This is a genomic window from Streptomyces sp. NPDC030021 (genome assembly GCF_055574035.1).
Genome location: NZ_JBVIAH010000001.1, coordinates 174,579 through 198,959 on the forward strand (window position 1 = coordinate 174,579; position 24,381 = coordinate 198,959).

At 72.3% G+C, this 24,381-nt stretch carries 21 protein-coding genes; 8 read left to right on the forward strand and 13 right to left on the reverse strand.

The window, feature by feature from the left end:
- Positions 1-2 precede the first annotated feature (2 nt).
- A complete protein-coding gene (locus ACZ4YL_RS00720; protein WP_468113071.1) occupies positions 3-1,670 on the reverse strand; it encodes a glycoside hydrolase family 71 protein in 1,668 nt (555 codons plus the stop codon).
- Positions 1,671-2,139: 469 nt separating this feature from the next.
- On the opposite strand from ACZ4YL_RS00720, the gene ACZ4YL_RS00725 reads away from it, so the two are divergent.
- A complete protein-coding gene (locus ACZ4YL_RS00725) occupies positions 2,140-2,553 on the forward strand; it encodes a hypothetical protein (RefSeq protein WP_468113072.1) in 414 nt (137 codons plus the stop codon).
- Between the two features lie 284 nt (positions 2,554-2,837).
- On the forward strand, positions 2,838-3,818 hold the full coding sequence (locus tag ACZ4YL_RS00730) for a formylglycine-generating enzyme family protein (protein WP_468113073.1): 981 nt from the start codon (positions 2,838-2,840) through the stop codon (positions 3,816-3,818).
- On the opposite strand, the gene ACZ4YL_RS00735 is transcribed toward ACZ4YL_RS00730, so the two are convergent.
- From ACZ4YL_RS00735 to ACZ4YL_RS00765, 7 genes are all read right to left on the reverse strand, one after another.
- Positions 3,799-4,575 carry a hypothetical protein gene (locus tag ACZ4YL_RS00735; protein WP_468113074.1) on the reverse strand — a complete coding sequence of 259 codons (777 nt, stop codon included), beginning with the start codon at positions 4,573-4,575 and terminating at the stop codon, positions 3,799-3,801. The two genes, ACZ4YL_RS00730 and ACZ4YL_RS00735, sit on opposite strands and share 20 nt — an antisense overlap.
- Positions 4,576-4,773: 198 nt before the next feature.
- Positions 4,774-6,993, reverse strand: a complete 2,220-nt coding sequence (locus tag ACZ4YL_RS00740) for an NADP-dependent isocitrate dehydrogenase (protein ID WP_468113075.1) — start codon at positions 6,991-6,993, stop codon at positions 4,774-4,776.
- A gap of 224 nt (positions 6,994-7,217) precedes the next feature.
- Entirely contained in the window at positions 7,218-7,571 is a 354-nt protein-coding gene (locus ACZ4YL_RS00745) for a DUF805 domain-containing protein (RefSeq protein WP_468113076.1), read from the reverse strand.
- 315 nt (positions 7,572-7,886) lie between these two features.
- On the reverse strand, positions 7,887-8,702 hold the full coding sequence (locus ACZ4YL_RS00750) for a chitosanase (RefSeq protein WP_468113461.1): 816 nt from the start codon (positions 8,700-8,702) through the stop codon (positions 7,887-7,889).
- 130 nt (positions 8,703-8,832) lie between these two features.
- Positions 8,833-9,915, reverse strand: coding sequence for a magnesium/cobalt transporter CorA (corA, locus tag ACZ4YL_RS00755; protein ID WP_468113077.1), 1,083 nt, complete (start codon positions 9,913-9,915; stop codon positions 8,833-8,835).
- Between the two features lie 102 nt (positions 9,916-10,017).
- The gene (locus ACZ4YL_RS00760; protein WP_301364775.1) at positions 10,018-10,410 is read right to left on the reverse strand and encodes a TOBE domain-containing protein; all 393 of its coding nucleotides are present in this window, start codon (positions 10,408-10,410) and stop codon (positions 10,018-10,020) included.
- Positions 10,411-10,564: 154 nt separating this feature from the next.
- A complete protein-coding gene (locus ACZ4YL_RS00765; RefSeq protein WP_468113078.1) occupies positions 10,565-11,473 on the reverse strand; it encodes a LysR family transcriptional regulator ArgP in 909 nt (302 codons plus the stop codon).
- Between the two features lie 69 nt (positions 11,474-11,542).
- Between ACZ4YL_RS00765 and ACZ4YL_RS00770 the strand changes: the two genes are divergently transcribed.
- From ACZ4YL_RS00770 to ACZ4YL_RS00780, 3 genes are all read left to right on the forward strand, one after another.
- Positions 11,543-12,166 carry a LysE/ArgO family amino acid transporter gene (locus ACZ4YL_RS00770; RefSeq protein WP_390171818.1) on the forward strand — a complete coding sequence of 208 codons (624 nt, stop codon included), beginning with the start codon at positions 11,543-11,545 and terminating at the stop codon, positions 12,164-12,166.
- Between the two features lie 79 nt (positions 12,167-12,245).
- On the forward strand, positions 12,246-13,250 hold the full coding sequence (locus ACZ4YL_RS00775) for an NUDIX hydrolase (RefSeq protein ID WP_468113079.1): 1,005 nt from the start codon (positions 12,246-12,248) through the stop codon (positions 13,248-13,250).
- Between the two features lie 57 nt (positions 13,251-13,307).
- Positions 13,308-14,498 (forward strand): MFS transporter, encoded by a 1,191-nt coding sequence (locus ACZ4YL_RS00780; protein ID WP_468113080.1) that lies wholly within the window; start codon positions 13,308-13,310, stop codon positions 14,496-14,498.
- A gap of 60 nt (positions 14,499-14,558) precedes the next feature.
- On the opposite strand, the gene ACZ4YL_RS00785 is transcribed toward ACZ4YL_RS00780, so the two are convergent.
- Complete coding sequence (locus tag ACZ4YL_RS00785) at positions 14,559-15,557, reverse strand: ArsR/SmtB family transcription factor (protein ID WP_468113081.1); 999 nt, start codon at positions 15,555-15,557, stop codon at positions 14,559-14,561.
- 100 nt (positions 15,558-15,657) lie between these two features.
- On the opposite strand from ACZ4YL_RS00785, the gene ACZ4YL_RS00790 reads away from it, so the two are divergent.
- Positions 15,658-16,926 carry an MFS transporter gene (locus ACZ4YL_RS00790; protein ID WP_468113082.1) on the forward strand — a complete coding sequence of 423 codons (1,269 nt, stop codon included), beginning with the start codon at positions 15,658-15,660 and terminating at the stop codon, positions 16,924-16,926.
- Between the two features lie 15 nt (positions 16,927-16,941).
- Here ACZ4YL_RS00790 and ACZ4YL_RS00795 read toward each other — a convergent pair whose 3' ends face one another.
- The 4 genes from ACZ4YL_RS00795 to ACZ4YL_RS00810 all read right to left on the reverse strand — a co-directional run bounded on the left by ACZ4YL_RS00795 (position 16,942) and on the right by ACZ4YL_RS00810 (position 22,559).
- The gene (locus ACZ4YL_RS00795; protein WP_468113083.1) at positions 16,942-18,387 is read right to left on the reverse strand and encodes a glyceraldehyde-3-phosphate dehydrogenase; all 1,446 of its coding nucleotides are present in this window, start codon (positions 18,385-18,387) and stop codon (positions 16,942-16,944) included.
- 131 nt (positions 18,388-18,518) lie between these two features.
- Positions 18,519-20,117: a phospholipase D family protein gene (locus ACZ4YL_RS00800; RefSeq protein ID WP_468113084.1), complete on the reverse strand. Its 1,599-nt coding sequence runs from the start codon at positions 20,115-20,117 to the stop codon at positions 18,519-18,521.
- A gap of 112 nt (positions 20,118-20,229) precedes the next feature.
- A complete protein-coding gene (locus ACZ4YL_RS00805) occupies positions 20,230-21,147 on the reverse strand; it encodes a hypothetical protein (protein WP_468113085.1) in 918 nt (305 codons plus the stop codon).
- The gene (locus ACZ4YL_RS00810; protein WP_468113086.1) at positions 21,144-22,559 is read right to left on the reverse strand and encodes a phenylacetate--CoA ligase family protein; all 1,416 of its coding nucleotides are present in this window, start codon (positions 22,557-22,559) and stop codon (positions 21,144-21,146) included. The genes ACZ4YL_RS00805 and ACZ4YL_RS00810 overlap by 4 nt, the downstream gene beginning before the upstream one ends.
- A 395-nt stretch (positions 22,560-22,954) precedes the next feature.
- Between ACZ4YL_RS00810 and ACZ4YL_RS00815 the strand changes: the two genes are divergently transcribed.
- Positions 22,955-23,749, forward strand: coding sequence for an IclR family transcriptional regulator (locus ACZ4YL_RS00815; RefSeq protein WP_468113087.1), 795 nt, complete (start codon positions 22,955-22,957; stop codon positions 23,747-23,749).
- Positions 23,750-23,903: 154 nt separating this feature from the next.
- Entirely contained in the window at positions 23,904-24,350 is a 447-nt protein-coding gene (locus tag ACZ4YL_RS00820) for a DUF7144 family membrane protein (protein WP_468113088.1), read from the forward strand.
- The last annotated feature ends 31 nt before the right edge of the window (positions 24,351-24,381 follow it).

The window sequence follows — 24,381 nt, forward strand, 5'->3', positions numbered from 1 at the left end:
CCCTACCCGTCGCGGCCGCTGGTCGCCGCGTAGTACTGGAGGTCCTGCACCTCCACCTTGTGGTCCACCCGGTACGGCAGGTCGACCTTCACTCCGGCCTTGCCGTCCCGGACGACCTGCGCCGAACTACTGCCCGCCTTCAGCGGGAGCAGCTGCGAGTGGATCCCTGCGGGGGCCTCGTAACTGCCGTCCGTGGTGCCGACGGCCGTCCGGACCGCTCCGGCCCCGGTGAGGAAGCTGAGCACCTCCACCTTGTCCCGGGCCGGGGCGCTCCCCTTGCGGAGCGACATCACCAGCGACTGGTCGCCCGTCGGGTCGGCGTCCGCGAACTGTGTGCGCGCGGAGAGGTAGAGGGTGTCCCGGACGATCTCCGGCCAGCTGCCCGTCTTGAACTTGCTCAGGTAGTACGAGGTCAGGTCCAGGTACGCGTAGCCGTTGTGCAGGGAGGGGGCGAACTGACTGCCCTCCGAATAGTCGTTCCAGGTGGTGAGCTGCACCCAGTCGGCGCCGTCCTCGATGGCGTGGGTCCAGGTCGAGCGGAGGGTCGCGGTGTTGCCCGCCTCGTCGTAGATGCCCTGGTTGGGGCGCGCGTCCTGGACCGACACCGGCTGCATCCAGATCTTGCCCATGTCGTGGGCCCGCCGGACGTCGCGCGTGGAGCTCTCCTGGCCGACGTAGCTGCGACTGCCCCACTCGGAGAAGCCGTGGCTGATCGGGGCGAACTCGCCGCTGTGGGCGCCGAAGTCGAGGAAGAGCGGGACGAAGGCGGTGCGGATGCCGTGCTCGGACTTCAGGCGGGCGATGACCTCGGTCCACCAGGCGACGCTCTTCTCCTCCGCCTTGAAGGGGGAGACCACGAGGCGGCCGTCGGGGAGCCGGTGTGCGGCGGAGTCGTCGGCGAGCGTGGCGATCGCGCCGGCGAGCACGGCGGGGTCGTCGGTCTTCAGCGAGGTCATGTCCGGCATCAGCATGATCTTGAAGGCCGGGTCCACCGAACGGGCGGCCGCCATCAGCAGGTTGCAGCGGTCCCAGTTCTTGCCGGAGAGGGAGAGCAGGTCGAGGGTGAAGCCGTCGATGCCCGCCGCACGGGCCGTGCGCACCTCCTGCTGGAGGTTGGCGTACTCCCAGTCGCCGCTCTTCGGGGCCACGGGCAGCGGCCGGTCGCGCAGCAGGCCGCCGTACCGGCCGTGCTTCCCGCTCTCGCCGTCGGGGTCGAGGTAGTTGCGGGTGTAGTAGTCCCGGTCCGCGGCCGCGTTGTCGAGGGAGAGCGGGTAGGGGGTGAAGTAGTGGGCGAACACCAGCTTCCTGCCCGCGCCGCCGGAGCGCAGGGCGGCCGGCGAGGGCATGTCGAAGGGCAGGGCTCCGGTGGGGCGTTCGGCTCCGGAGTCCGCCGCGCCCTTGGGGTTGCCCTTGGCCGCCGCGCCCTTGGTGGGCTCCGGGGGCTCGGTGGGGGACGGGGTGGCCTCGCCGGGAGTGCCGGGCGCGCCGCCGGTCCCGGTGGCAGCCGGGAGTCCGCCGCCGCGGGCGGCGGCCTCCTGTACGGAAGCCGCGTCGCGGGGGTCCCAGGCGATTCCGGTGGCCGCGCAGACACCGACCAGGAAGAAGGCGGAGAGCAGCGTGGCGAGCAGCGGCCTGCGGCCCCGGAAGGCCGGCCGGCGCCGGTGCGACACGGGTCCGGCCGCCCGGCCGGCGCGCCGTTCCCGCCGGCCCGCACGATGCCGTGCTCGCCGGTCCGTTCGCCGGTCCGCTGTCATCCTGGTCCCTCCCGCGAATATGCCCCTCGTAGGGGCTGCACAGCAGTAGAGCCCAATCCCGGCTTCCGGACAACCGTTCCCAGGAGCCGGAGTTCGGGTACGTACGTCACACGGACCACGGGAACTACGCCGCCCGTCCGGCGGCCCGGACGATGCCCCCACCTGGGCCGCAGCGAACGCATCCTTCGGAATGCGACATTCCCCTAGCCTTACGGCGCAAGTGGCGCATAATCGTCGTCACGCGGCTCGAAGAAACCCTCCTGCCGCACTTGGTCACGCATGCAATGGGGGCATGGTGCCGATGAGGGAATCCGGGGCCATGGGGGAAGCCGGGTCGATGAGGGAAAATGGCTTATCCGGAACGCTGCCGGCGACGTCCGCCGAAATGTCCCGGCTGCTCACCGCCGTCCGGCGGGGGCGCGTGCTGACCGTGGCGGGAGCCTTCCGCGAGCCGCGGAGCCTGCTGGTACGGGAGATCGCGCGGCGGATCGCGTCCAACTTCTACGACGGGGTGGCCGTCGTCGCCATGAATCCGCAGCACGGCGGCTACGGAGTCCGCGAGCTGACGGCCGAACTGGGCACCGTACCCGGTATGCCCGCCCCGGCCTGCGGGACGGCGAACACCGCCTCGTGGCTGGCCGAACGGGACATGCTGCTCGTCCTGGACGGCGCGGAGCAGCTCGGCCCGGACGCCCTGGCCTGGTTGCGGAACCTGCTGGCCGTGGCGCCGGGGCTGCGGATCCTGGCGGCCGGGCGGTCCCCGCTGGCCTTCGATCAGGAGCGGATCCACCGGCTCTGATCCGCCGGCTTCGGCTCACCGGCTTCGGCTCCGGCTCCGCCGAGCCCCGTTACGTGCGCGGCACAGCGCCGCCATGGAGCCGCCACAGGCCTGCCACGGTGTTGCCACACCCCGGTTCTAGGGTCTGACCTGCGGGTTCGACGGTGCGCGAGCAGCGTCGCGAACCCCGGTGGCCACCCCGGCACAGGAACAGGCCCTCGGCATACCGGCGCCGACCGCGCCGGCCGACCCGGGCGGATCCGTACCCCTCCGGCCACCCCCGTACCGTCCCCCAGGAGAGATCCATGCCGCCCGAGCCCTGCTGCACCCCCGGACGCGAGCCCGCCGCCGAGGTCCTGACCCCGGCCCCGTGGCCGGAACCCGCGCCCGTGGGGGCCCCGGCCGCGGACCCGGCGGCGGCCCGGGCCGTACGCGACCTCGTCGCCCTCGTAGGCGGCCGGTTCCTGATGGGGACCGAGGATCCGGACGGGTTCCCGGCGGACGGCGAGGGTCCGGTACGTCAGGAGGTGGTCGGGTCGTTCCGCATCGCCCCGACCACCGTCACCAACGCGCAGTTCGCGTCCTTCGTGAAGGCCACCGGCCATGTCACGGAGGCGGAGTCCTTCGGCTTCAGCTTCGTCTTCGCGGGTTTCCTGACCGGTGAACTCGCGGCCGTCTCGCCCGCGGTGGCCGGGACCCCGTGGTGGCGGGCCGTCTCCGGGGCCGACTGGCGCCGTCCGGAGGGGCCCGGCTCCTCCTTCGCCGCCCGCCGGAACCACCCCGTGGTCCACGTCTCCTGGCACGACGCCCAGGCGTACTGCGCCTGGTCCGGGACCCGGCTGCCCACAGAGCCGGAGTGGGAGTTCGCAGCGCGCGGCGGGCTGGAGCAGAAGCGCTACCCGTGGGGCGACGAGCTGCGCCCCGGCGGGCGGTACATGTGCAACATCTGGAACGGAGACTTCCCGGTCCACAACACCCGGGCCGACGGGTACGCGGGCACGGCCCCGGCCAAGGCCTTCCGGCCCAACGGGTACGGCCTCCACCAGACGGTCGGCAACGTGTGGGAGTGGTCCGCCGACCGCTTCTCGCCCGCCGGGCCGGAACGGACCATGCGCGGCGGCTCCCACATGTGCCACGACTCGTACTGCAACCGCTACCGGGTCGCGGCGCGCACCCGCAACACCCCCGACAGCTCCGCCGGGAACATCGGCTTCCGGGTGGCTGCGGACGGGGCGGCGGACGTCGCCGTGGACGTGGCCGCCGGGATCAGCCGAGCTGCCGGCTGAGCTGCCGCCACACCGGTGCCGGGCAGCGCCCCTGCGGCCGGGACTTGAGGAACATCCCGTAGTCGACCCGGCGCGGCGGACGGCCGAACTCCACCCAGTGCGCGCGGCCGGAGGCCTTGTCCCAGCCGTCGTTGGGCATCCGGATGTGGTCGGCGCGCCCGTCCTTGTCCTTGGTGGTGATCTGGGCGACCTCCGCGTGGCCGGGATGGACGGCCAGCACCACGCAGTAGTGCCGCAGCTGCCGCGCCGGGTCCTCGCGCAGCGGCACCATGGCCAGCCAGATCTCCCCCGGCGCCGGCCGGCCGGTGCCGACGGCGACGCGCGGGCCGCCGCGCGAGGCGTCCCAGCGGCGCACCGCCACGACGAAGGCGAGCGCCACCAGTCCCGCGGCCATGCTCTCGGCCGTGGCCCGGACGTTCCACACCGGGTACTCCCCGACCCTGCTCTCCGTCCACCACAGCGCCCCGGCGACGAGCGCGAGCAGCGCAGCCGCCCGGACCGGTACCAGCCACCAGCCGCCGGTCCCTCGGCGCGAGGCGAACAGGGCCAGCAGCAGGGCCACGACGGCCGGGATGGCGTAGACGAGAAGGTACTGGCCGAAGCCGTGGAGCTGCTGCGGCGGTGACTGCTCGGCCAGCAGATCGGGCAGCGCCAGCGGTACCGCCAGCAGATAGCCGACGGTGGGCAGGACGAACAGCACGAGCAGGAGCGCCAGGCAGCCGATACCGCCGCAGGACGTGTCGGAACGACGTGCCACAGAACCCCCAGAGCGTTTTCGGTGAAGCCCCCCGGGGCACCGACCCCGAACGCTAGCGCAGGGCCCACTCCTCGGCCAGGAGTCCCATGACGGCCTCGTCCCCGAACGCGCCCGACACGGCTCCGCCCCGGCGGGCACGGGGCCGGCCGGGGCGGAGCGGGTCACGTCGTCAGGGACGCGTGGGTACGGCTGTCGGCATCAGCCCAGGAGGGCGAGTGCCTGGTTGAGGGTCGCGGACGGGCGCATGATCGCCGCGGCCTTCGTGGCGTCGGGCTGGTAGTAGCCGCCGATGTCGGCCGGGGAGCCCTGCACCGCGACGAGCTCGGCGATGATGGTCTCCTCCTGCTCCGACAGCGTCTTGGCGACCGGCTCGAAGGCCGTGGCCAGCTCGGCGTCGTCGGTCTGCTTGGCCAGCTCCTGCGCCCAGTAGGTGGCGAGGTAGAAGTGGCTGCCGCGGTTGTCGATGCCGCCCAGCTTGCGGCTCGGCGACTTGTCCTCGTTGAGGAAGGTGCCGGTCGCGCGGTCCAGGGTGTCGGCCAGCACCTGGGCGCGGGCGTTGCCGGTGGTGGTCGCGAGGTGCTCGAAGCTGGCGGCCAGCGCGAAGAACTCGCCCAGGCTGTCCCAGCGCAGGTAGTTCTCCTTGACCAGCTGCTGGACGTGCTTCGGGGCGGAGCCGCCGGCGCCCGTCTCGAAGAGGCCGCCGCCGTTCATCAGCGGGACGACCGACAGCATCTTGGCGCTGGTGCCCAGCTCCAGGATGGGGAAGAGGTCGGTCAGGTAGTCGCGCAGCACGTTGCCGGTCACCGAGATGGTGTCCTCGCCGCGGCGGATGCGCTCCAGGGAGAAGGCGGTGGCCTCGACCGGGGAGAGGATCTTGATGGTCAGGCCCTCGGTGTCGTGCTCGGCGAGGTACGTCTTGACCTTGGCGATCAGCTGCGCGTCGTGGGCGCGGGTCTCGTCCAGCCAGAAGACGGCCGGGACGCCGGTGGCGCGGGCGCGGGTGACGGCGAGCTTGACCCAGTCCTGGACCGGCAGGTCCTTGGTCTGGCAGGCGCGGAAGATGTCGCCGGCGGCGACCTCCTGCTCCAGGACCGTGTTGCCCGCGGCGTCGACCAGGCGGACGGTGCCCGCGGTGGCGATCTCGAAGGTCTTGTCGTGGCTGCCGTACTCCTCGGCCTTCTGCGCCATGAGACCGACGTTCGGGACCGAGCCCATGGTGGACGGGTCGAAGGCGCCGTGGGTGCGGCAGTCGTCGACGACGACCTGGTAGACGCCGGCGTAGCTGCTGTCCGGGAGGACGGCGAGGGTGTCGGCCTCGGCGCCGTCCGGGCCCCACATGTGGCCGGAGGTGCGGATCATGGCCGGCATCGAGGCGTCGACGATGACGTCGGACGGCACGTGCAGGTTGGTGATGCCCTTGTCGGAGTCGACCATCGCGAGGGCCGGGCCCTCGGCGATCTCGGCGTCGATCGAGGCCTTGATCGCGTCGCCGTCGGGCAGCGCGCCCAGGCCGTTCAGGATGGCGCCCAGACCGTCGTTGGGCGACAGGCCGGCGGCGGCCAGGGTCTCGCCGTAGCGGGCGAAGGTCTTCGGGAGGAAGGCGCGGACCACGTGGCCGAAGACGATCGGGTCGGAGACCTTCATCATCGTGGCCTTGAGGTGCACGGAGAACAGCACGTCCTCGGCCTTGGCACGCTCGATCTGGTCGTTCAGGAAGGTGCGCAGCGCGTCGACGTGCAGGACGGACGCGTCCACGACCTCACCGGCGAGGACCGGTACGGACTCGCGCAGCACGGTGGTCGCGCCGTCGGCGGCGACGTGCTCGATGCGCAGGGTGCCGGCCTCGGCGATGACGGCGGACTTCTCGGTGGAGCGGAAGTCGTTCTCGCCCATGGTGGCGACGTTCGTCTTCGACTCGGTGGTCCAGGCGCCCATGCGGTGCGGGTGCGTCTTGGCGTAGTTCTTGACCGAGGCGGGGGCGCGGCGGTCGGAGTTGCCCTCGCGCAGGACCGGGTTGACGGCGCTGCCCTTGACCTTGTCGTAGCGGGCGCGGATGTCGCGCTCCTCGTCGGTCTTCGGGTCGTCCGGGTAGTCCGGGAGGGCGTAGCCCTGGCCCTGGAGCTCGGCGACCGCGGCCTTGAGCTGCGGGATCGAGGCCGAGATGTTCGGAAGCTTGATGATGTTGGCTTCCGGGGTCTTCGCCAGCTCGCCGAGCTCGGCGAGGGCGTCGGCGATCCGCTGGCTCTCCTGGAGGTACTCCGGGAAGACGGCGATGATCCGACCGGCCAGGGAGATGTCACGGGTCTCGACATTCACACCGGCCGTCGACGCGTATGCCTGGATCACAGGCAGGAAGGAATACGTCGCGAGGGCCGGGGCCTCGTCAGTGTGCGTGTAGATGATGGTCGAGTCAGTCACCGGATGCTCCGCTCCACAGTCTGCGTCTCTCGTCTGCAACATTGCTCGACATCAAGATATCTCGTGATCGGGCCGCTCTGGACAGCCCCCGGCCGCCAGTCCGGGAGACGCGTGTCACGCGGGCCCCGGCGGGCCCCGGAAAAGGCGAAAGCGCCGCCCCCGGCTGTTCCCGGCCAGGGGCGGCGCTCAGGCATTTCAGGCCTTGATCAGGCCCGTACGGCAGATCAGGCGGCGTAGGCCTTCGGGTCCGGGCCGTACTCGTTCGGCTGCGGCTGACCGGCGGTGGCGGTCAGGACGAGCAGCCAGATGCCACCGATGAACGGAACGAAGGCGATGAAGTACCAGGCGCCGGACTTGCCGAGGTCGTGCAGACGACGGACGGTGACCGCCAGGGACGGCACGATGGTACCGAGGACGTACAGGCCGACGATGATCGAGTTGGCGCCGATGACGGCGTCCAGGATCGCGAGGACGATCACGACGGCCGCCTGGAAGAGGGCGAACATCCAGTACTCCTGGCGGCGCGCGCGGCCGGAGAAGACGGCGTACTTCTTCAGGACGTCGGTGTAGTGGTTCATGAGGGTCCCCCCAGAGGACGGTTGGTTCGGCCCGTCCTGCTGGAGCAAGCCGGGGCAGAACTTATGCCCCCCTTACGTCGCGGTCAAGCCACTTCCGGGGAGGCCAAATCGACTGGACCGCCCGATTTCCGGCACCGGAGTTACGACTTCGGGACACAGCCGCAGCACCATGTCCCTGAACGTCCGAAACGTCCGAACGAGAGGCCCACTTGACGCCCCCGCAGCTGCTCTGATCGTTACCCACATCGTTATCGCCCCGCGACACCGCGGGCCGGGACGGGGAGGAGGGCTCCCGCCCCGGTCCGCGGCGCACCGTCAGCCGATGTGGAAGGAGTCCCCGTAGACCTTCCAGTCGAGCGGCGTATTGAGGTTCAGATTGCCCTTCTTCAGGAAGACCCGCTGCGCGGTGTCGACCCGGCTGGTGTCGCTGTGCGCCTCCTCCTGCTTCATCGCCCAGACCCGGGCGTCGAGGAAGGCGTTCAGGTAGGTGGTCTCGCTGCCGCCCTGGGACGGGGGCTTGGCCTTGGACAGGGCGCGCTTGCGGATGTTGCGGAAGCTGGTGGAGTCGCCGCCGTCGCCGTGCATGACGATGGCGTCGTAGTACATGAACTGGCCCAGCACGCCGATCCCGTCGGCCTTGCCCTGATTCACGGACGGGTTGAAGTAGACCCGGTCGCGCTCGTGGTCCTGGGCCTTCCTGAAGTCGGCGTCCTGGGCCGCCTTCGCCCAGTCCTTGGTGAAGTTCGGATCGAGGCCGGCGTGCGAGTCGCTGCCGTCGACCTTGCGCAGGGCGGGGAGGTACTTGGCGAGGACGTTGCCCGGCTTGATCTGCGCGTAGTACTCGACGAGGTCGAGCATGTCGCCGGTGCCGGAACAGAATCCGATGATGCCGGCCGTGTAACCGCGGCCGTCGTCTATGTCCTCGATGTACTTGTACTGCGCCTTCCAGTCCAGCGAGGAGTTCTCCGCACTGGAGACGATCTTCATGGCGATCTCCTTCTTCGCCGGATCGTCGAGTCCTGCGGCTGCCGCCGCCGCGGTCTCCGCCGCGGGGGCGGGGGCCGTGGTGGCGTGGGCGGCGACGGGGACGGCGATCAGCGCACTGCCGAGCAGTGCGCCGATCGCCAGCATCTTGCGGCGGGGGGTGAACACAAGGCCTCCATCTGGTAGTTGAGGCGTCCCAGCTTCGTTAGGAAACTTTACTACCAGAGCTGACGGCAGCTCAATACCCGGGCGCACCCCAGGGAATGGCCCCGTCCGGTCAGAGCCAGCCGTTACGCCTGAAGCCCCGGTGGATGACGAAGCAGGCGAGCACCATGACGCCGAGGACCAGCGGGTAGCCGTAAGTCCAGTGCAGTTCGGGCATGTGGTCGAAGTTCATGCCGTACACCCCGCAGACCATGGTCGGGACGGCGACGATCGCCGCCCATGCCGTGATCTTGCGCATGTCCTCGTTCTGGGCGACGGTCACCTGCGCCAAGTGGGCCTGCAGGATGGAGTCGAGGAGGTTGTCGTAGGAGCCGATCTGCTCCGTGGCCCGGGTCAGGTGGTCCGCCACGTTCCGGAAGTACGCGCGGGTCTCCGGCGGGATGACCGGTATCGGCTGCGTGGCCAGCTGCTGGAGCGGGCGGCTCAGCGGCGCCACCGCCCGCCGGAGCTCCAGGAGTTCGCGCTTGAGCTGGTAGATCCGCCCCGCGTCGCCGCGGCCGCCGTCCTCGCTGAACACCGCGGTCTCGACGGCGTCGATGTCGTTCTGCACCGCGTCCGTCACGGCCACGTAGTCGTCGACCACATGGTCGGCCATGGCGTGCAGAACGGCCGCGGGCCCGTTGGCCAGTTGGTCCGGGGCGGCCTCCAGCTCCTCGCGGACCGGGCCCAGCGTGCCGCGGCCGCCGTGCCGGATGGTGATGATGAAGTCCTGGCCGGTGAAGGCCATCAGCTCGCCGGTCTCCACCACCTCGCTGGTCGCGGTCAGCTCCTCGTGCTCCACGTAGCGCACGGTCTTGAAGACGGAGAACAGCGTGTCGTCGTAGCGCTCCACCTTGGGACGCTGGTGCGCGTTCACGGCGTCCTCGACCGCGAGGGGGTGCAGGCCGAAGAGCTCGGCGAGCCCGGCCAGCTCCGACCTCGCCGGCTCGTGCAGGCCGATCCAGACGAAGCCGTCACTCGTCTTGCGGACGCGGCGCAGCGCCTCCTCGACCTCCGCGCAGTCGTCCTGCCGGACGCCGTCCCGGTAGATCACGCAGTTGACCACCGCGCTGCCGAGCGGGGAGCGGGCCGGGTGGCTGAGGTCGACGGCCCGCCGGTAGCTGCGCCGCACGACCCGGCGCAGGTTGCTGAACATGGACAAGGCGTACTCCCCTTCGGCGGATCAGCGGCCAGTCTGCCATCGCCACCGGAACGCCTGCGTCCGGGCTCACCGCCCAGGGGGACTCCGCCGTCCGCGTCAGACCTTGTCGATGAACACGCTCGTCGACTTCACCCGCGCCGTGGCCCGCGCGCCCACTTCCAGCCCGAGTTCCTCCACCGCCTCGCGCGTCAGCAGCGACACGATCCGGTGCGGTCCGGCCTGGATCTCCACCTGCGCGTCGACCGTGCCGAGTTTCACCCCGGTGACGATGCCGGGGAAGGCGTTGCGGGCCGAGGTGTACGGGGCTTCCTCGCCCTCGGCGCCCTCCTGTGCGGCCTCGACGCAGAAGGCGGCCAGGTCGGGCCCGTCCACCATCCGCCGTGTGCCCTCGCGGTGGGTGGGGAACCGGTCGGCATCCGCCCAGCGCCGGGCCGTGTCGACGCTGACGCCGAGCAGCCGGGCCGCCTGGCCGATCGTGTAGGACTCCATGGTCCGCAGCTTAGGGGGTGCGTTGTGGATCATGCCGGACCTGCCCGGATCCGGCCGGATCCGGGCCGGGTCGGGCCGGGTCGGGTCAGGTCAGGTCGGGTCGGGCCGGGTCAGGTCGGGTCAGGTCGGGTCGGGCCGGCCACAGGGGGCCGCGTCACACGGCGGGATGGCGGAGCGACTCCCGGGCCGCCGCCGCGATCACTTCCGCCACCGTCGACAGCGCGGGCGAGTCGAGCCTCCACTGCTGCCAGTACAGGGGGACGTCCATCGGCCGCAGCGGCTCCAGCAGCACCAGCTGCCCTGTCCGCACCAGCGGTCTCGACTGCTGCTCCGGCACCAGCCCCCACCCCAGCCCCGCGACCACCGCGTCCCGGAACCCCTCCGACGTCGGTATGTAGTGCCGTACCGGCCCCGCACCGGCCGCCGGGTCCCCCGTCAGCGCGCGTACGAAGGCATCCTGGAGGTCGTCCTTGCGGTCGAACACGATCGTCGGCGCCTCGCGCAGGTCCCGCTCCGGCGCCCCCGTCAGGTACCGGGCCGCGAACGCGGGGCTCGCCGTCGGCAGGTACCGGGCCAGTCCCAGCATCCGTACGCTGCACCCGGCCACCGGGTCGGGCGAGGAGGTCACCGCCGCCATCACCTGCCCCTCCCGCAGCAGCGCCGTCGTATGGGACTCGTCCTCGCGGTGGAGCTCGATGCAGACCGGCGGATCCTGCGGCACCCGCGCGAGCGCGGGCAGGAACCAGGTGGCGAGGGAGTCCGCGTTCACCGCGATCGGCAGCCGCACCGGGCCCATCCCGTCGGCCATCCCCAGCTCGGCGCGCGCGTCGCGCTCCAGGCGGGCCAGCTGCCGGGCGAAGCGGATCACCACCTCCCCGGATTCGGTCGCCCGCACCGGCTTCGTCCGCATCAGCAGCACCCGTCCGGTCCGCTGCTCCAGCGCCTTGACCCGCTGGCTGACCGCGGAGGGGGTCACGTGCAGGGCTGCCGCCGCCGCGTCGAAGGTGCCCTCGTCCACCACGGCGAGCAGCGTGCGTACCTGGTCCAGCGGAAGCTCGTCCATCACAAGCGCTAATGGTACGTAAAAATCTTTAGCTGTACTGAACCGACCTGGCTGCCTACCGTCGAGGTCATGAACTACGGCATCGTCACCGCGGCCTTGGCCGGCTTCGGCAGCGGACTCTCCCTCATCGTCGCCATCGGCGCGCAGAACGCCTTCGTCCTCCGCCAGGGCGCGCGCCGCCACGCCGTCCTCGCCGTGGTCGCCATCTGCGCCGTGTCCGACGCGGTGCTCATCTCTCTCGGCGTCGCCGGCGTCGGCGCCTTCGTCACCGCCTGGCCGGCGGCGCTGACGGTGGTCGGGCTGGCCGGGGGCGGGTTCCTGATCTGCTATGGAGTCCTGGCCGCCCGCCGGGTGCTGCGGCCCGCCCCCGGCGCCGCCCTCACCACGGAGGGGGCGACGAGCGGGTCCGCCCGCCGGGCCGTGCTGACCGCTCTGGCCATGACCTGGCTCAACCCGCACGTCTACCTGGACACCGTGCTGCTCCTCGGTTCCCTCGCCGCCGACCGCGGCGACCTGCGGTGGGCCTTCGCCATCGGGGCCGTGCTGGCCAGCCTGACCTGGTTCGCCGGTCTGGGTTACGGGGCCCGGCTGCTGAGCGGCCTGCTCGCCCGCCCGGCCGCCTGGCGGGTCCTGGACGGGCTCGTCGCTGCGACCATGGTCACCATGGGCGGCCTGCTGCTGGCCCGAGCCTGAGTCCGCATGTCGGCGCCGGGCACCCGCCGCGGCCGGGGCATAGTGCTGGTGCCGCCGACCCGATCCCCTGGAGCCCGCCGTGCCCGACCGTCCCTCCCCGCTCGTGGCTGCCACCGGGGTCGTCCTGGACACGCGCGGGCGGGTCCTCGTACTGACCACCCCGGGCCGGACGGACCCGGAGCTTCCGGGCGGCGCGGTCCGGGACACCGAGACCCCGGAGGAAGGACTGGCCCGCGCGCTGCGTGAAGGACTGGGCCTCGCCCGGCCGGCCGGGCGGCTGCTGGCGGTGGACTCCCGGCCGCCCGGCCCGGCCGGCCCGCCCGGCCGCTCCCTGATCGTGCACGTCCACCTCGTCGGCCCGCTCCCGCCGCCGGAGGCCGCGGCGCTCTCCTTCCCCGCCGGGGCGACGACCGAGGCCCGCTGGCTCCCGCCGGAGGCGGCCTGTGCACTGCTGCCCGCCCGTACCGCGCCCCGGCTGCGCGCCGCACTGGCCGCCCTGCACACCGGATCCTTCGCCCACCTCGTCGACGGGGTGCCCCAGCCGGGCTCCCCGGCCGGCCTGGACCCCGCCCGGCGGGTGGCCCTGGAGCACTCGGGCACCCTCGACCCGGCCAGCCACCGGGCCAGCCGCCCCAAGGCGGTGACCGCGGCGAGCGTGCTGTTCACCGGCTCCGACGGCCGGATCCTGCTGGTGCAGCCCGCGTACGGGCGGTCCGACCGCTGGAACCTGCCCGGCGGCGGCATCGACAGCGACCTCGGCGAGATCCCGCGCGCCGCCGCCCGGCGGGAGGTCCACGAGGAGCTCGGCCTCGACCTCGCCCCGGGCCGGCTGCTCGCCGTGAACTGGTCCCACAAGCCCGGCCGTCCGGCCCGTATCCGGTTCCTCTACGACGGCGGCGTCCTCGACGCCCCCACCCTCGCCCGGATCCGGCTGGACCGGGCCGAGCTGCTCCAGTGGCGCACCGTCACCTCCGCGGAGCTCCCCGGCCTGGTCAAACCCGCCCTGCGGCGCCAGATCACCGTCTGTCTGGCCGCCCGCGCCGCGGGCACCGGCCCGCTGGAACTCCACGCGGGCCGCCCCTGACCGGTGGGCCCGGACGCCGCCGCGCCGGGCCGCGGCGGCGGGGTTACCGTCGGCGGCATGGACGGTGATCGCCGACGGTGGCGCCAGTGCTTGCTCGGCGGGGCGGTGTTCGCCGTGTGCATGGCGGGCACCACGCTGCCCACTCCCCTGTACGGGCTCTACCAGGAGAAGTTCGGGTTCTCCGAGCTGGTGGTGACCGTCGTGTACGCCGTGTACGCCTTCGGGGTGATCGGCGTGCTGCTGCTGGCGGGCAACGCCTCGGACACCGTCGGCAGGCGGCCCGTACTGCTGACCGGTCTGGCCTTCTCGGCGGCCAGCGCCGTCTGCTTCCTGTGCGCCACCGGCACGGGCTGGCTGTACGCGGGCCGGCTGCTGTCGGGAGTGTCCGCCGGGCTGTTCACCGGGGCCGCCACGGCCTACGTGATGGAACTGGCGCCGAGCGGCGGTGCCTCGCGGGCCACGTTCGTGGCGACGGCCGCCAACATGGGCGGGCTGGGCTGCGGCCCGCTGCTCGCCGGGGTGCTCGCGCAGTACGCCGCCTGGCCGCTGTACCTGCCGTTCGCCGTGCACCTCGCGCTGGTGGCGGTCTCGGCCGCCGCCCTGGTGCGGCTCCCCGAGACCGTGCGCGACCGGCAGCCGCTGAGTACCGTGCGGCCGCAGCGGCCCGGCCTGCCCGCGCAGGTGCGGTCGGTGTTCGTGCCCGCGGCGATCGCCTCCTTCGTGGGCTTCGCGCTGTTCGGGGTGTTCACCTCGGTCAGCCCGGCCTTCCTCGCGCAGTCCCTGGACGTGCACAACCGCGCGGTGAGCGGGCTGATCGTCGCGCTGGCCTTCTTCGCCTCGACCGCCGGGCAACTGGCCGTCGGCGTGGTCGGGGTGAGCCGGTCGCTGCCGCTGGGCTGCGCGGGGCTGCTCGCCGGGCTGGCGCTGCTCGCGGGCGCGCTGTGGTGGGACCTGCTGGCGCTGGTGGTGGCGAGCGCCGTCGTCGGCGGGGCCGGGCAGGGGCTGGCGTTCCGCGGGTCGCTGGCCACGGTGGCCGCGGCCTCGCCGCCGGACCGGCGCGCGGCGGTGATCTCGATGCTGTTCGTGGTGGCGTACACGGGCATCTCGCTGCCGGTGATCGGAGTGGGGCTGCTGGTGGGCCCGATCGGTCTGGAGGGTGCCGGGCTGGTGTTCATCGCCTGCATGGCCGTCCTGGTCACGGCCGCGGCCGGCTACCTGCTGCGCCGGCCCGCGCGGGCGAGCGCCTGAGCGCGTACGCGGGTACGCGGGTACGCGGGTACGCGGGGCGCCGTGGGCGGCCGGCGCGCGTCACCCCGGCCGGCCCCGGCCGCTCAGCTCGTCGCCGAGCGGGCTGCGGCGGTAGAGGACCTGCCGTCCGTCGCGCGCCCGGGAGACGAGGCCGGTGGCGTACAGCACGCCCAGGTGCTGGGACACGGCGCTCGCGGTGACCCCGAGGCGGCGGGCCAGCTCGACGGTGGGCAGCGGCTCGTCGAGCAGGCCGAGCAGTCTCGCCTTGGGCGCGCCCAGGAGGGACACCAGGGCGGCCGTCCCGGCGACGGGCTCGCGCACCCAGAGGGTCGCCACGCCGCGGCTCGGGTACGCCAGCGTGGGCGCCTCCTCGGGGCTGACCGGGGGTGCGGGCTTGTGCGCGAACACCGACGGTACGAGGAGCAGCCCGCGGCCGGACGCCACGACGCGGTGCCGGCTGACCATCTGTCCGATGTGCAGCACGCCGTCGTGCCACCGCAGGTTCGGGTGGATGTCGGCGAAGAGGAGGCGGGCCCCGCCCATGGCCAGCTGCCGTGCGCGGTAGGTCATGTCGGCCTCCAGCAGGAGGCGCATCCGCGGCCACATCGGCCGGACGGCGGCCTCCCAGTAGCGACGCAGCAGCGCGCAGAGGGCGTCGCGGAGTGCGACGACGGGCCCGTCGTCGGGGGCGAGGGCGGCGCGCAGCGGGGCGGGGAGCGGGTCCGGGGCGTGCGCGGCCAGCAGATCGCGGCGGACCAGGCCGGGGGGTGTCCGGCCGACGGCCGCCAGTTCCTCCTCGAAGGAGGGCGCGAAGCTCGCGGGCCGCGGGGTGAGGAAGTCGGGCAGGGTGCGCCGTACCGCGACCACGGACATCAGCAGCTCCGTGTCGAGCCCGTCGAGTGCGCCCGGTGCGCCGAGGACGGACCTACGCCACGGGAGGTGCAGCGCGGAGAGCCCCGGCTCGCGCAGCACGCGCAGGCTGAGCACGGTCTCGTACAGGGGGGAGAGCGCGAACCGGGTGTCGGCGAGGTCCTCGACGCCGAGCTCGAAGCTGATCATCAAGGCATACGCTACATCGATTGTCGCGGGCGGTGACGTGCCGTGAACTCCCCCCATGACAACTCCCCGCACGTCGAACGCCGTTCACCGAGGGTCCGGGATGAGCCGTCGGCTGCTTCTGCTCCTCAGCCTGACCTGCGCCGTCGGCGTGGGCACCGTCTACTTCCCGCAGGCGGTCAGCCCGCTGGTCGTCACGGCCCTGCACGTGTCGCCGGGCTCCGCCGGCCTCGTGGTGACCGCGGTCCAGATCGGCTACACGGCCGGGATCTTCCTGCTGGTGCCGCTCGGCGACCGGCTCCCGCACCGCCCGTTCCTCGTCACCCTGCTCGCCCTGACCGGGGGCGGCCTGCTGGCCGCGGGCTGCGCGCCGGGGCTGGCGCCGCTCCTGGCCGCCTCGGCCGTCGTCGGTGTGACGACCGTGGCCGCGCAGGTCATCGGTCCGCTGGCGGCCGGTCTGGTGGCCGCCGACCGCCGGGGAGCCGTACTGGGCACCCTGCTGAGCGGTTCGACCGGCGGCATGCTGCTGGCCCGCACCTTCGGCGGGACGCTCGGTGAACGGCTGGGGTGGCGGGCCCCCTACCTGGCGGCCGGGGCCGTGGCCCTGCTGCTGGCCGTCGTCCTGGCCCGCGCCCTGCCGGTCACCGTCCCCACCTCGCGCCGGCCGTACGCGGCGCTGCTGGCCGAGCCGCTGCGCCTGCTGCGCACCGAGCCGGAACTGCGCCGCTCCTGCCTCTACCAGGCGGCGGTCTTCGGCGCCTTCTCGGGGGTCTGGACGTGCCTGGCGCTGCTGCTCACCGGCCCGGCCTACGGCCTGGGCGCCGACGCGGTGGGGATGCTCGCCCTGGTGGGCGCGGTGACCATGCTGTGCACCCCGTACGCCGGGCGTCTGGTGGACCGCACGGGAGCGGACCGGGTGAACCTCGGCTGCCTGCTCGGGGTCCTCGTCTCGGCCGCGGTCCTCGCGGCGGGCGCCGGCGGCGGGGCCGCGGGACTGGCCGCGCTGGCGGGCGGCACGCTGCTGCTCGACGTCTCGATGCAGTCCGGCACGGTCGCCAACCTGGCCCGGGTGTACGCCGTGCGGCCCGATGCCCGCAGCCGGCTCAACACCGCGTACATGACCTGCGCGTACCTGGGCGGCAGCGGCGGGTCCTGGCTGGGCGTACGGATCTACGGCCGGGCCGGCTGGCAGGGCGTGTGCGCGCTCGTGGCCCTGCTCGCCGTGATCGCCCTGGCCCGGCATCTCGCGGCGCCGCACGGCCGCGGCACACGACAGGCGGGGGGCGATGGGCGGGGCGTCCCGGTGCCGGTCGGCATCGGTGGCCCGCCCACCGCCGCCCCGCCTGTCGGTTCAGCCGGTCGAACGGTGTGACGGTGGTGCGACGGATCAGACCGCCGGAACCGGGTAGGTCGGGTACTCGACGCCGGACACGTGCTGGACCACACGGATGACCTGGCAGGAGTAGCCGAACTCGTTGTCGTACCAGAGGTAGAGGATGGCGTTGTCGCCGTCCACCTTGGTGGCGCCCGCGTCGACGATCGAGGAGTGGCGCGAACCGACGAAGTCCATGGAGACCGCGTCGGGAGCCGTGGTGAAGTCGATCTGGCGCTTGAGCGGCGAGTGCAGCGAGACGTCGCGGAGGTAGTCGAGGACCTCTTCGCGGGTGGTCTCACGGCCCAGGCGCAGGCTCAGGATGGCGATCGAGACGTCCGGAACGGGGACGCGGATCGAGCTGCCGGTGATCGGCGCCTTCAGGTCGGGCAGCGCCTTGGCGACGGCGGAGGCGGCACCGGTCTCGGTGATGACCATGTTCAGCGGCGCGGAGCGGCCACGGCGGTCGGCCTTGTGGTAGTTGTCCAGCAGGTTCTGGTCGTTCGTGAACGAGTGGACGGTCTCCACGTGACCGCGCAGGACACCGTACTCGTCGTCCATGGCCTTGAGCGGCGGGACGATCGCGTTGGTGGTGCAGGAGGCGCAGGACAGGATCTGCTCGTCCGGCTTGATGGTGTCGTGGTTGACGCCGTGGACGATGTTCGGGACGTCGCCCTTGCCCGGGGCGGTCAGCACGACCTTGTCGATGCCGGGGCGCAGGTGCTTGGACAGACCCTCGCGGTCGCGCCACTTGCCCGTGTTGTCGATGAGGATGGCGTCCTTGATGCCGTGCTCGGTGTAGTCCACCTCGGACGGGTCGTTCGCGTAGATCACCTTGATGGCGTTGCCGTTGGCGATGATCGTGCTGTTCGCCTCGTCGACGGTGATCGTGCCCTGGAACTGGCCGTGGATCGAGTCGCGGCGCAGCAGCGAGGCGCGCTTGACGATGTCCTGGTCGCCGCCCTGGCGGACGACGATGGCGCGCAGGCGCAGGCCGTTGCCGGAGCCGGCCTTCTCGATCAGCAGGCGGGCGACGAGGCGGCCGATGCGGCCGAAGCCGTACAGGACGACGTCGCGGCCGTCGCCACGCTCGATCTTGTTCGCGCCGGTGGCGCCGGAGACGGCCTCGGCGGTGAACTCGGCCACCGAGAGGCCGCGGTCGTCGCTCTTGTACTCCGCGGCGAGCATGCCGATGTCGATCTGGGACGGGCCGAGATCGAGGGTGGTGAGCACCTGCAGGAACGGCAGCGTCTCGGTGACCGAGAGCTCCTCACCGTCGATCTGCCGGGCGAATCGGTGGGTCTTGAGGATGCTGACCACCGACTTGTTCACCAGGGAACGGCTGTGGAGCAGGATCGTGACGTCCCGCTCCCGGTGCAGCTTCCCGATGATCGGGATCATCGACTCCGCGATCTCCTCGCGGTTCTTCCAGCTGGTGAACGAGTCCTCATTGACAGTCACAGGATTATCTTTCGAGCTAGGCGGTGCTCATATGCTAACCCGCCGCCATTTTGGTCACTTAAGCGGTACCCACCGTGTCGGGAACGGGCACTATGTGACATGAATTTGTACGGATTTTCAATGGTTCGCCGTCAGAACGTGCCCCGGATCCTCATGCCGAGCGGACGACCGTCCGGGTCGATCAGCAGGTGGTGCAGGGGGGTCGCGAGCACCCGCCGGGTCACGGCCAGCTCCGGGGGCTCGTACCGGCGCAGCCGGCCCGGCGGCCGCGGACCGGGGCGGCCGCCCGAGTACCAGGCGTCCAGGGCTGCCGCGCTCGCGGTGAAGGCATCGAAAGCGGACTCCGGGTCGCACAGCTCGTCCGGCGCCCCGGCCTCGGTGTGCTCGCACATGAGCTCCAGCCGCAGCTTCCGGGCGAAGGCCCGCGCCCCGTCCCCCAGTCCTCCCGGGTCGGCCGGCCGCCGCGGGTCGGGGTGCTCGTCGTACACGGCACAGCCCAGCTCGGAATCGTGCGTCCACGAACGGAGGTTGATGTTGTCGGAGCCGACCGAGGCCCAGACGTCGTCGATCACGCACACCTTGGCGTGGACGTAGACCGGTGTTCCCGCCCGGTTCTCCAGGCCGTACACCGCGACCCGGTCGCCGCCGGCCCGGCGCAGGTCGTCCAGGGCCGTGATCCGCCCGATCAGGTTCATCGGCAGGGTGAGCGGACCGTCCTCCTCCGGGACGCTGGGGACGACCGCGATCATCCGCAGCCGCGGGTGATCGCGCAGCGCCCGGGCGAAGCGGTCCACCACCCGGGGCGACCACAGGTACTGGTCCTCCAGGTAGATCAGCACCCGGGCCCGGCGCAGCGCCTTGGCGTACCCGCGGGCGATGCTGCGCTCACCGTCCGGGGCGAAGGGGTAGCCGGACAGCAGACGGTTCGGATAGGTCCGCAGCAGTTGGACGGTGTGTGTGCCGCAGGGCTCCGGATCGGGTGTCTGCGGTGGCAGCGGGTCCGCGCTGACGTCCTCGCGGTGCATCAGCTCCCGCAGGCGGGTGAGCGGGCTCCGGCTGAGCGGAGCCGGATCCTCCCAGCGCTCGCGGAAGACGGCCTCGACGTCGCCCACGACCGGCCCGCGCAGGGCGAGCTGGACGTCGTGCCACGGAGGGTGCGGCCCGTAGGCGGCGGCGAGGGGCAGCGACTGACGGTCGCCGCGGTGCGAAGCGTCGTCGTTGCGGTTGCGACAGAGGTCGATCCCGCCGACGTAGGCCACATCGAGCTCCGGGCGGCCGGGGTGGCGCAGCACGACCAGTTTCTGGTGGTGGGAGCCGCCGGGCCGCACCCGCATGTCGAGCAGGCACTCACCGCCGGCCCGCGCGAGCTCCTTGCCGAGGTGGAGGTTCTCTTCTTGGCTGAAGTGAAGGCTGTCCAGGTGGGACCGCCACAGCAGCCCCTTGACGATGACGCCGCGCTCGGCCGCCCGGCACAGGACGGAGCCGATCTCGGTGCCGGGTCCGGCGAGCCGCTCGTCGGGATCGCCGCGCCAGTCGGTGAACAGCAGCAGATCGCCCGGGGCCGTCGCGCGGACGGCCTCGAGGAGTTCCGCGAAGTACACGGCGCCGTGGACCAGGGGCCGTACGTGGTTGCCCGTGGACCAGGCCGTGCCGCCGGGCCGGCGCCGGTCCAGGCGGGTCGCGGGGTTGCCGCGTTCAGCGGGAAGCAGGAGCCAGTCGGCATGTGTCACGGCACCGGCTCCCCGCCCGCGCGCTACCAGGGGTGACGGCGGTCATGTGGTCCTCCGATCGCGCCGGTGTCCCGCAGTTCCAGGCTAGCCGCGCCCGGGCCGTGCGGCCCGCTCAGCCGACGGGTTCGACGGTGGCACCGCGGCCGGCCGGTGCCTGCGGCGCCGCGCCCCGGCGCGTCCCGCGCAGGACCACGTCGGCCATCCGCCGCTCGGGGCCGCTCCGGCGCAGGTGGCGGTAGCCGAGGAAGGCCGCCGGGCCGAAGAACACCTGGGCCGGGATCAGGGCCGGCGCGTGGTCGGTGGCCGCGGCGAGGATGTGCAGCGTGGCGACCGGGGCCACCGCGCCGAAGAGGGTCACCAGCGCGATCCCGGTCCGCAGCCCCGGCTTCCCGTACGCCTTGTAGGCGGTGGTGGTGAACAGGGCGTACGCCAGCAGGTCGCCCATGCCGACCACCGCCCCCAGGTCCTCGCCGATGCGCAGGCCCGCGGCGGGGGCGTACGGATACCCCTGGATGGCGTCGGACAGCTGCTGGGTGAGCGGTACGACCCAGGCGAAGAAGGCGTCGTACGCGGTGAGCGCGAGCAGGAACCACGCGACGTTCTTCAGCCGCATGCCGCCCTGCACGTTGAGGTTCGTGGCGGAGACGACGATCAGTGCGACGACGACGCTGTTCGCCACCCAGTACGGCGGCGCGGTCTCGCCGAAGGCCAGGTGCGAGACGAGGACGCTCGCGATCAGTACGGCGATCAGCGCCCAGCGCAGCCGGCCGTTCCCGATCACGGGCTGGTAGCCGACGGACAGTCCGCCCGCGAAGACGAGGGCGAGCACCACCGGGAGGACCGCTCCGGGCAGCGTCAGGTAGATGTACGGCAGCGCCAGGACGAAGCCCATCATCATGAAGATGTCGCTGCCGTTGAAGACTCCGACGGGCGGCCTCGGGGTGCGTACGGCACGGAAGTAGGCGATCGCACCGGCGCACACCCCGACCGCCAGGGCGATGGTGACCGCGAGCTGGAAGAAGACGCTCATGCGTGGCTCCGGGTGAAGGTGTGCTCCGACAGGTCGCAGCGGAGGGGGAAGAGGCGCGCGGCCTCCTCCGCGTCCACCGGCAGGACCGTGACGCGGGCGTCGATGTCCTGGGCCCGCAGCCGCTCGGTCACCTCCGCCTCGGTGACCTCCTTGGAGGCGACCTCCACGTGGAGCCGGCCGTCGGCCCCGGCCTCCGCCCGGTGGCGCAGCGGGAACGGCAGGCCGGGGGTGCCGTCCAGCGCCTCCAGGATGTCGCGCGGGGTCACGATGCCGTCGACGGTGCGGTGCAGTGTGCCCGCCTTGCCGAGGATGTGGGAGACGGCGGGCACGGCCGCCAGCTCGCAGTCCGGTTCGCCGTCCAGGGTGCGGACCACGTCACCGGTGTTGTACCGCAGGACCGGCATGCACTCCCGGTAGGGGAAGTAGGGGGTGATCGTCAGTTCTCCCAGCCGGCCGGGGCCGGCGGGCTCACCGGTCACCAGGTCGAGCACCTCCGTGTACCCCATGTTGGGGTCGATGTGGAGGTGCCGCTCGCTGCAGGTGCGGCCGCCGACCGGCAGCAGTTCGGTCATGCCGAAGGCGTCGCCGACGGTCGGGGCGCCGAAGGTCTCGCGCAGGGCGTTCGACAGGCTCCGTGACAGCATCTCCCCGCCGGCGTAGATCGCGCGCAGCGCGAAGTCGCCGGGTCCGTAGCCGCGTTGCCGGGCGGCGGTGACCATCTGCCCGAGGTAGCTGGGGTTGCCGGTGAGGATGGTGGGCCGGGTGCCGCCGACCGAGGTGAGCAGGTGCTCGACGGACTCGTCCGGCGGGATCTGTCCCACGACGTGGCACGAGGCGTTGGCGAGCCGGCACACCTCGACGTCCTCCTGCACGGCGGCCGTCGCCCTGGAGCTGAGGTTGATCTGCATCCGGTCGCCGGGCCCGAGATCGCCGCGCAGCACCAGGGACAGCGCGATCAGCGCGGGCCACAGTTCCATCTCGTAGCGGGAGAGCCAGATCTGCACGGGGCGGCCGGTGGTACCGGTCGTCTGGGTCGCCAGGTACGGGGTACCGCACAGGAAGTCGGCGGGGCGTTCGACGAGGTCGGCCTTGCGGGTCACCGGGATCCCGGTGAGCGTCGCGGCGCTCACGCCGTCGAGGTCGATGCCGGCGAGCCGCTCCCGGTAGAAGGGGGAGCGCTTGGCGAGCCTGCGTACGGTCCGCCGGAGCGCGCGGTCCTGCAGGTCCCTGCGCTCCTCGGGATCCGCGAACGGTCCGTCGGCCAGTTCGTCGACGTCGTCGCCGAGCGAACCGAACTCCTCCAGCGTGAGGAGGGCGTCGGCGACCAGTCGCTCGACGGCCCGTACGTTCAGCCGCCGGCCGAACACCATCGCCATGGCCACCCGTACCTGGCGGACACCGGTCTCCAGCACTCATACCTCCCTGGGGCGTGGCGGAGGGGTGGGAGCGACGCGCCGCCCCCACCCCTCACTTCTTCGTCAGCTGGCGGAACAGGTGGCGAAGAAGACCGCCGTCATGGCGCCCATGACGTACTTGAACTGCTTGGCGCTCGTCTTGATCGCGCTCATCGGATCCTCCTTGTTCGTTCCGGGCGGACGGTCCGTCAGGCTCCTCCGAAGTCGCCGTAACGTTCCGTCACTTGGACGAGAACACAATGGCGCGATCGGATCGCACGGGCAATGATCTGGTCCATTCAACGGACCGGTGAACGGGGGAAGGCACCACCGATACCTCCGAGGAGCCGGTACGAACGGGGAGTTCTGGTTCCGTCCGACCGACGGGGCCAGGCGTGAAAGGGGGACCGCCCATGGCCAGATCCGGCGCAGAGGGGCGGGGCGTACTGGAAGGTGCGTTCGCGTTGATGGAGGTGCTCGCGGAGGGCGAGGAAGTCGGGCTGACCCGCCTGGCGACGGACGCGGAGCTGCCGAAGGCCACCGCCCACCGGCTGCTGGGCCAGCTGGTGGCCCTGGGCGCGGTGCAGAGCCGTTCCGGCCGCTACCGGCTCGGGGCGAGGGCCTTCCGCCTGGGACAGGCATGGCACCCGGCGCGGGCGCTGCGCGCGGCATCGGCCCGGCCGCTGCGTGAGCTCGCCTCGGCGCACGGCCGGCTGACCCTCAGCCTGTCGGTCGCGGAGGCGGGACAGACGATCGTCGTCGCGGGTCTGCGCGGCGAGGCGGACGACGTCTTCGCGCTGAGACCGGGCGTCGTGCTGCCGCCCGGGAGCGCGGCCGAGCTGATCCTGGCGGCTTCCGCCCCCGTGGCGGAGCCGCCCGAGGGGCGGACGGCGGCCTCCTGGGCCCGTGAGGTCGCCCAGGCCAGGGAGCGAGGGCTCGCATTCCGGTACGGGGAGTGCGTGAGCTCCCTCTCGTGCGTGTCGGCGCCGGTACTCTCCGCGTCCGGGCAGGTGGTCGCCGCCGTGGCGGCGACCAGCCCGGACGCCGGGCAGATCGCCCCGCTGGGCGGGGCTGTGGCCCGGGCGGCGGCGATGATCAGTGCAAACCTGTCCCGACGGCCTGCCGCCGGGGCCCGGCCGCACCGCGAGTGGCCCGCCCGCCTTCCGGGCCCCCGGGCCGCGCACCCCGTCCTGGCGGGTCCGCACTAGCAGGCGCCCCGGCGACGAGGGAGGCCGTTCCGGATTCCTCCGGAACGGCCCCCTCCTGCGGCCGGAGTGCCGACGGAGGGTGATCGTGCCACGCTGAATCGGGGGAACGCCGACTCCGGCACGCCGGGCCGGCTCTGCCACTGAGGAGACCGACATGGCCAGTGACGCCAGCCGACCCCGGACCGGTCCATCGCAGCCCAACGCCTGGCGTGCGCCCACATCGGGTACGACCATCACGGCAGGTGCTCTGATGGTCTTCGCGGGCGCCATGGCGATCCTCGAAGGGATCGCCGCCCTCTCCAAGGACAACCTGTTCACCGTGACGCGGCACTACGTGTTCGAATTCAGCGTGACGGGCTGGGGCTGGGTTCACCTGATCCTGGGCATCGCCCTCGTCTTCGCCGGCTGCGCCGTCTTCAGCGGAGCCCTGTGGGCGCGCTTCTTCGGCGTGGCCATCGCCGGGCTCAGCGCGATCGCCAACTTCCTGTGGCTGCCGTACTACCCGTGGTGGGCCGTGATCCTGATCGCCGTCAACCTGTTCGTGGTCTGGGCGCTGTGCGCGGGCATGCAACGGGAGGCCGACGCGAGCATGACCGCCTGACCTCGGCCGGAACACCCCGGGAAGGTCGGAA

Bases quoted from the DNA above. Each gene is read 5' to 3' on its own strand.
- ACZ4YL_RS00725 (WP_468113072.1), top strand. From the start codon at position 2,140: ATGTCCCGGCTGCTCACCGCCGTCCGGCGGGGGCGCGTGCTGACCGTG.
- ACZ4YL_RS00730 (WP_468113073.1), top strand. From the start codon at position 2,838: ATGCCGCCCGAGCCCTGCTGCACCCCCGGACGCGAGCCCGCCGCCGAG.
- ACZ4YL_RS00745 (WP_468113076.1), bottom strand. From the start codon at position 7,571: ATGAACCACTACACCGACGTCCTGAAGAAGTACGCCGTCTTCTCCGGC.
- ACZ4YL_RS00750 (WP_468113461.1), bottom strand. From the start codon at position 8,702: ATGCTGGCGATCGGCGCACTGCTCGGCAGTGCGCTGATCGCCGTCCCC.
- corA (WP_468113077.1), bottom strand. From the start codon at position 9,915: ATGTTCAGCAACCTGCGCCGGGTCGTGCGGCGCAGCTACCGGCGGGCC.
- ACZ4YL_RS00760 (WP_301364775.1), bottom strand. From the start codon at position 10,410: ATGGAGTCCTACACGATCGGCCAGGCGGCCCGGCTGCTCGGCGTCAGC.
- ACZ4YL_RS00765 (WP_468113078.1), bottom strand. From the start codon at position 11,473: ATGGACGAGCTTCCGCTGGACCAGGTACGCACGCTGCTCGCCGTGGTG.
- ACZ4YL_RS00770 (WP_390171818.1), top strand. From the start codon at position 11,543: ATGAACTACGGCATCGTCACCGCGGCCTTGGCCGGCTTCGGCAGCGGA.
- ACZ4YL_RS00780 (WP_468113080.1), top strand. From the start codon at position 13,308: ATGGACGGTGATCGCCGACGGTGGCGCCAGTGCTTGCTCGGCGGGGCG.
- ACZ4YL_RS00785 (WP_468113081.1), bottom strand. From the start codon at position 15,557: ATGATCAGCTTCGAGCTCGGCGTCGAGGACCTCGCCGACACCCGGTTC.
- ACZ4YL_RS00790 (WP_468113082.1), top strand. From the start codon at position 15,658: ATGAGCCGTCGGCTGCTTCTGCTCCTCAGCCTGACCTGCGCCGTCGGC.
- ACZ4YL_RS00805 (WP_468113085.1), bottom strand. From the start codon at position 21,147: ATGAGCGTCTTCTTCCAGCTCGCGGTCACCATCGCCCTGGCGGTCGGG.
- ACZ4YL_RS00815 (WP_468113087.1), top strand. From the start codon at position 22,955: ATGGCCAGATCCGGCGCAGAGGGGCGGGGCGTACTGGAAGGTGCGTTC.
- ACZ4YL_RS00820 (WP_468113088.1), top strand. From the start codon at position 23,904: ATGGCCAGTGACGCCAGCCGACCCCGGACCGGTCCATCGCAGCCCAAC.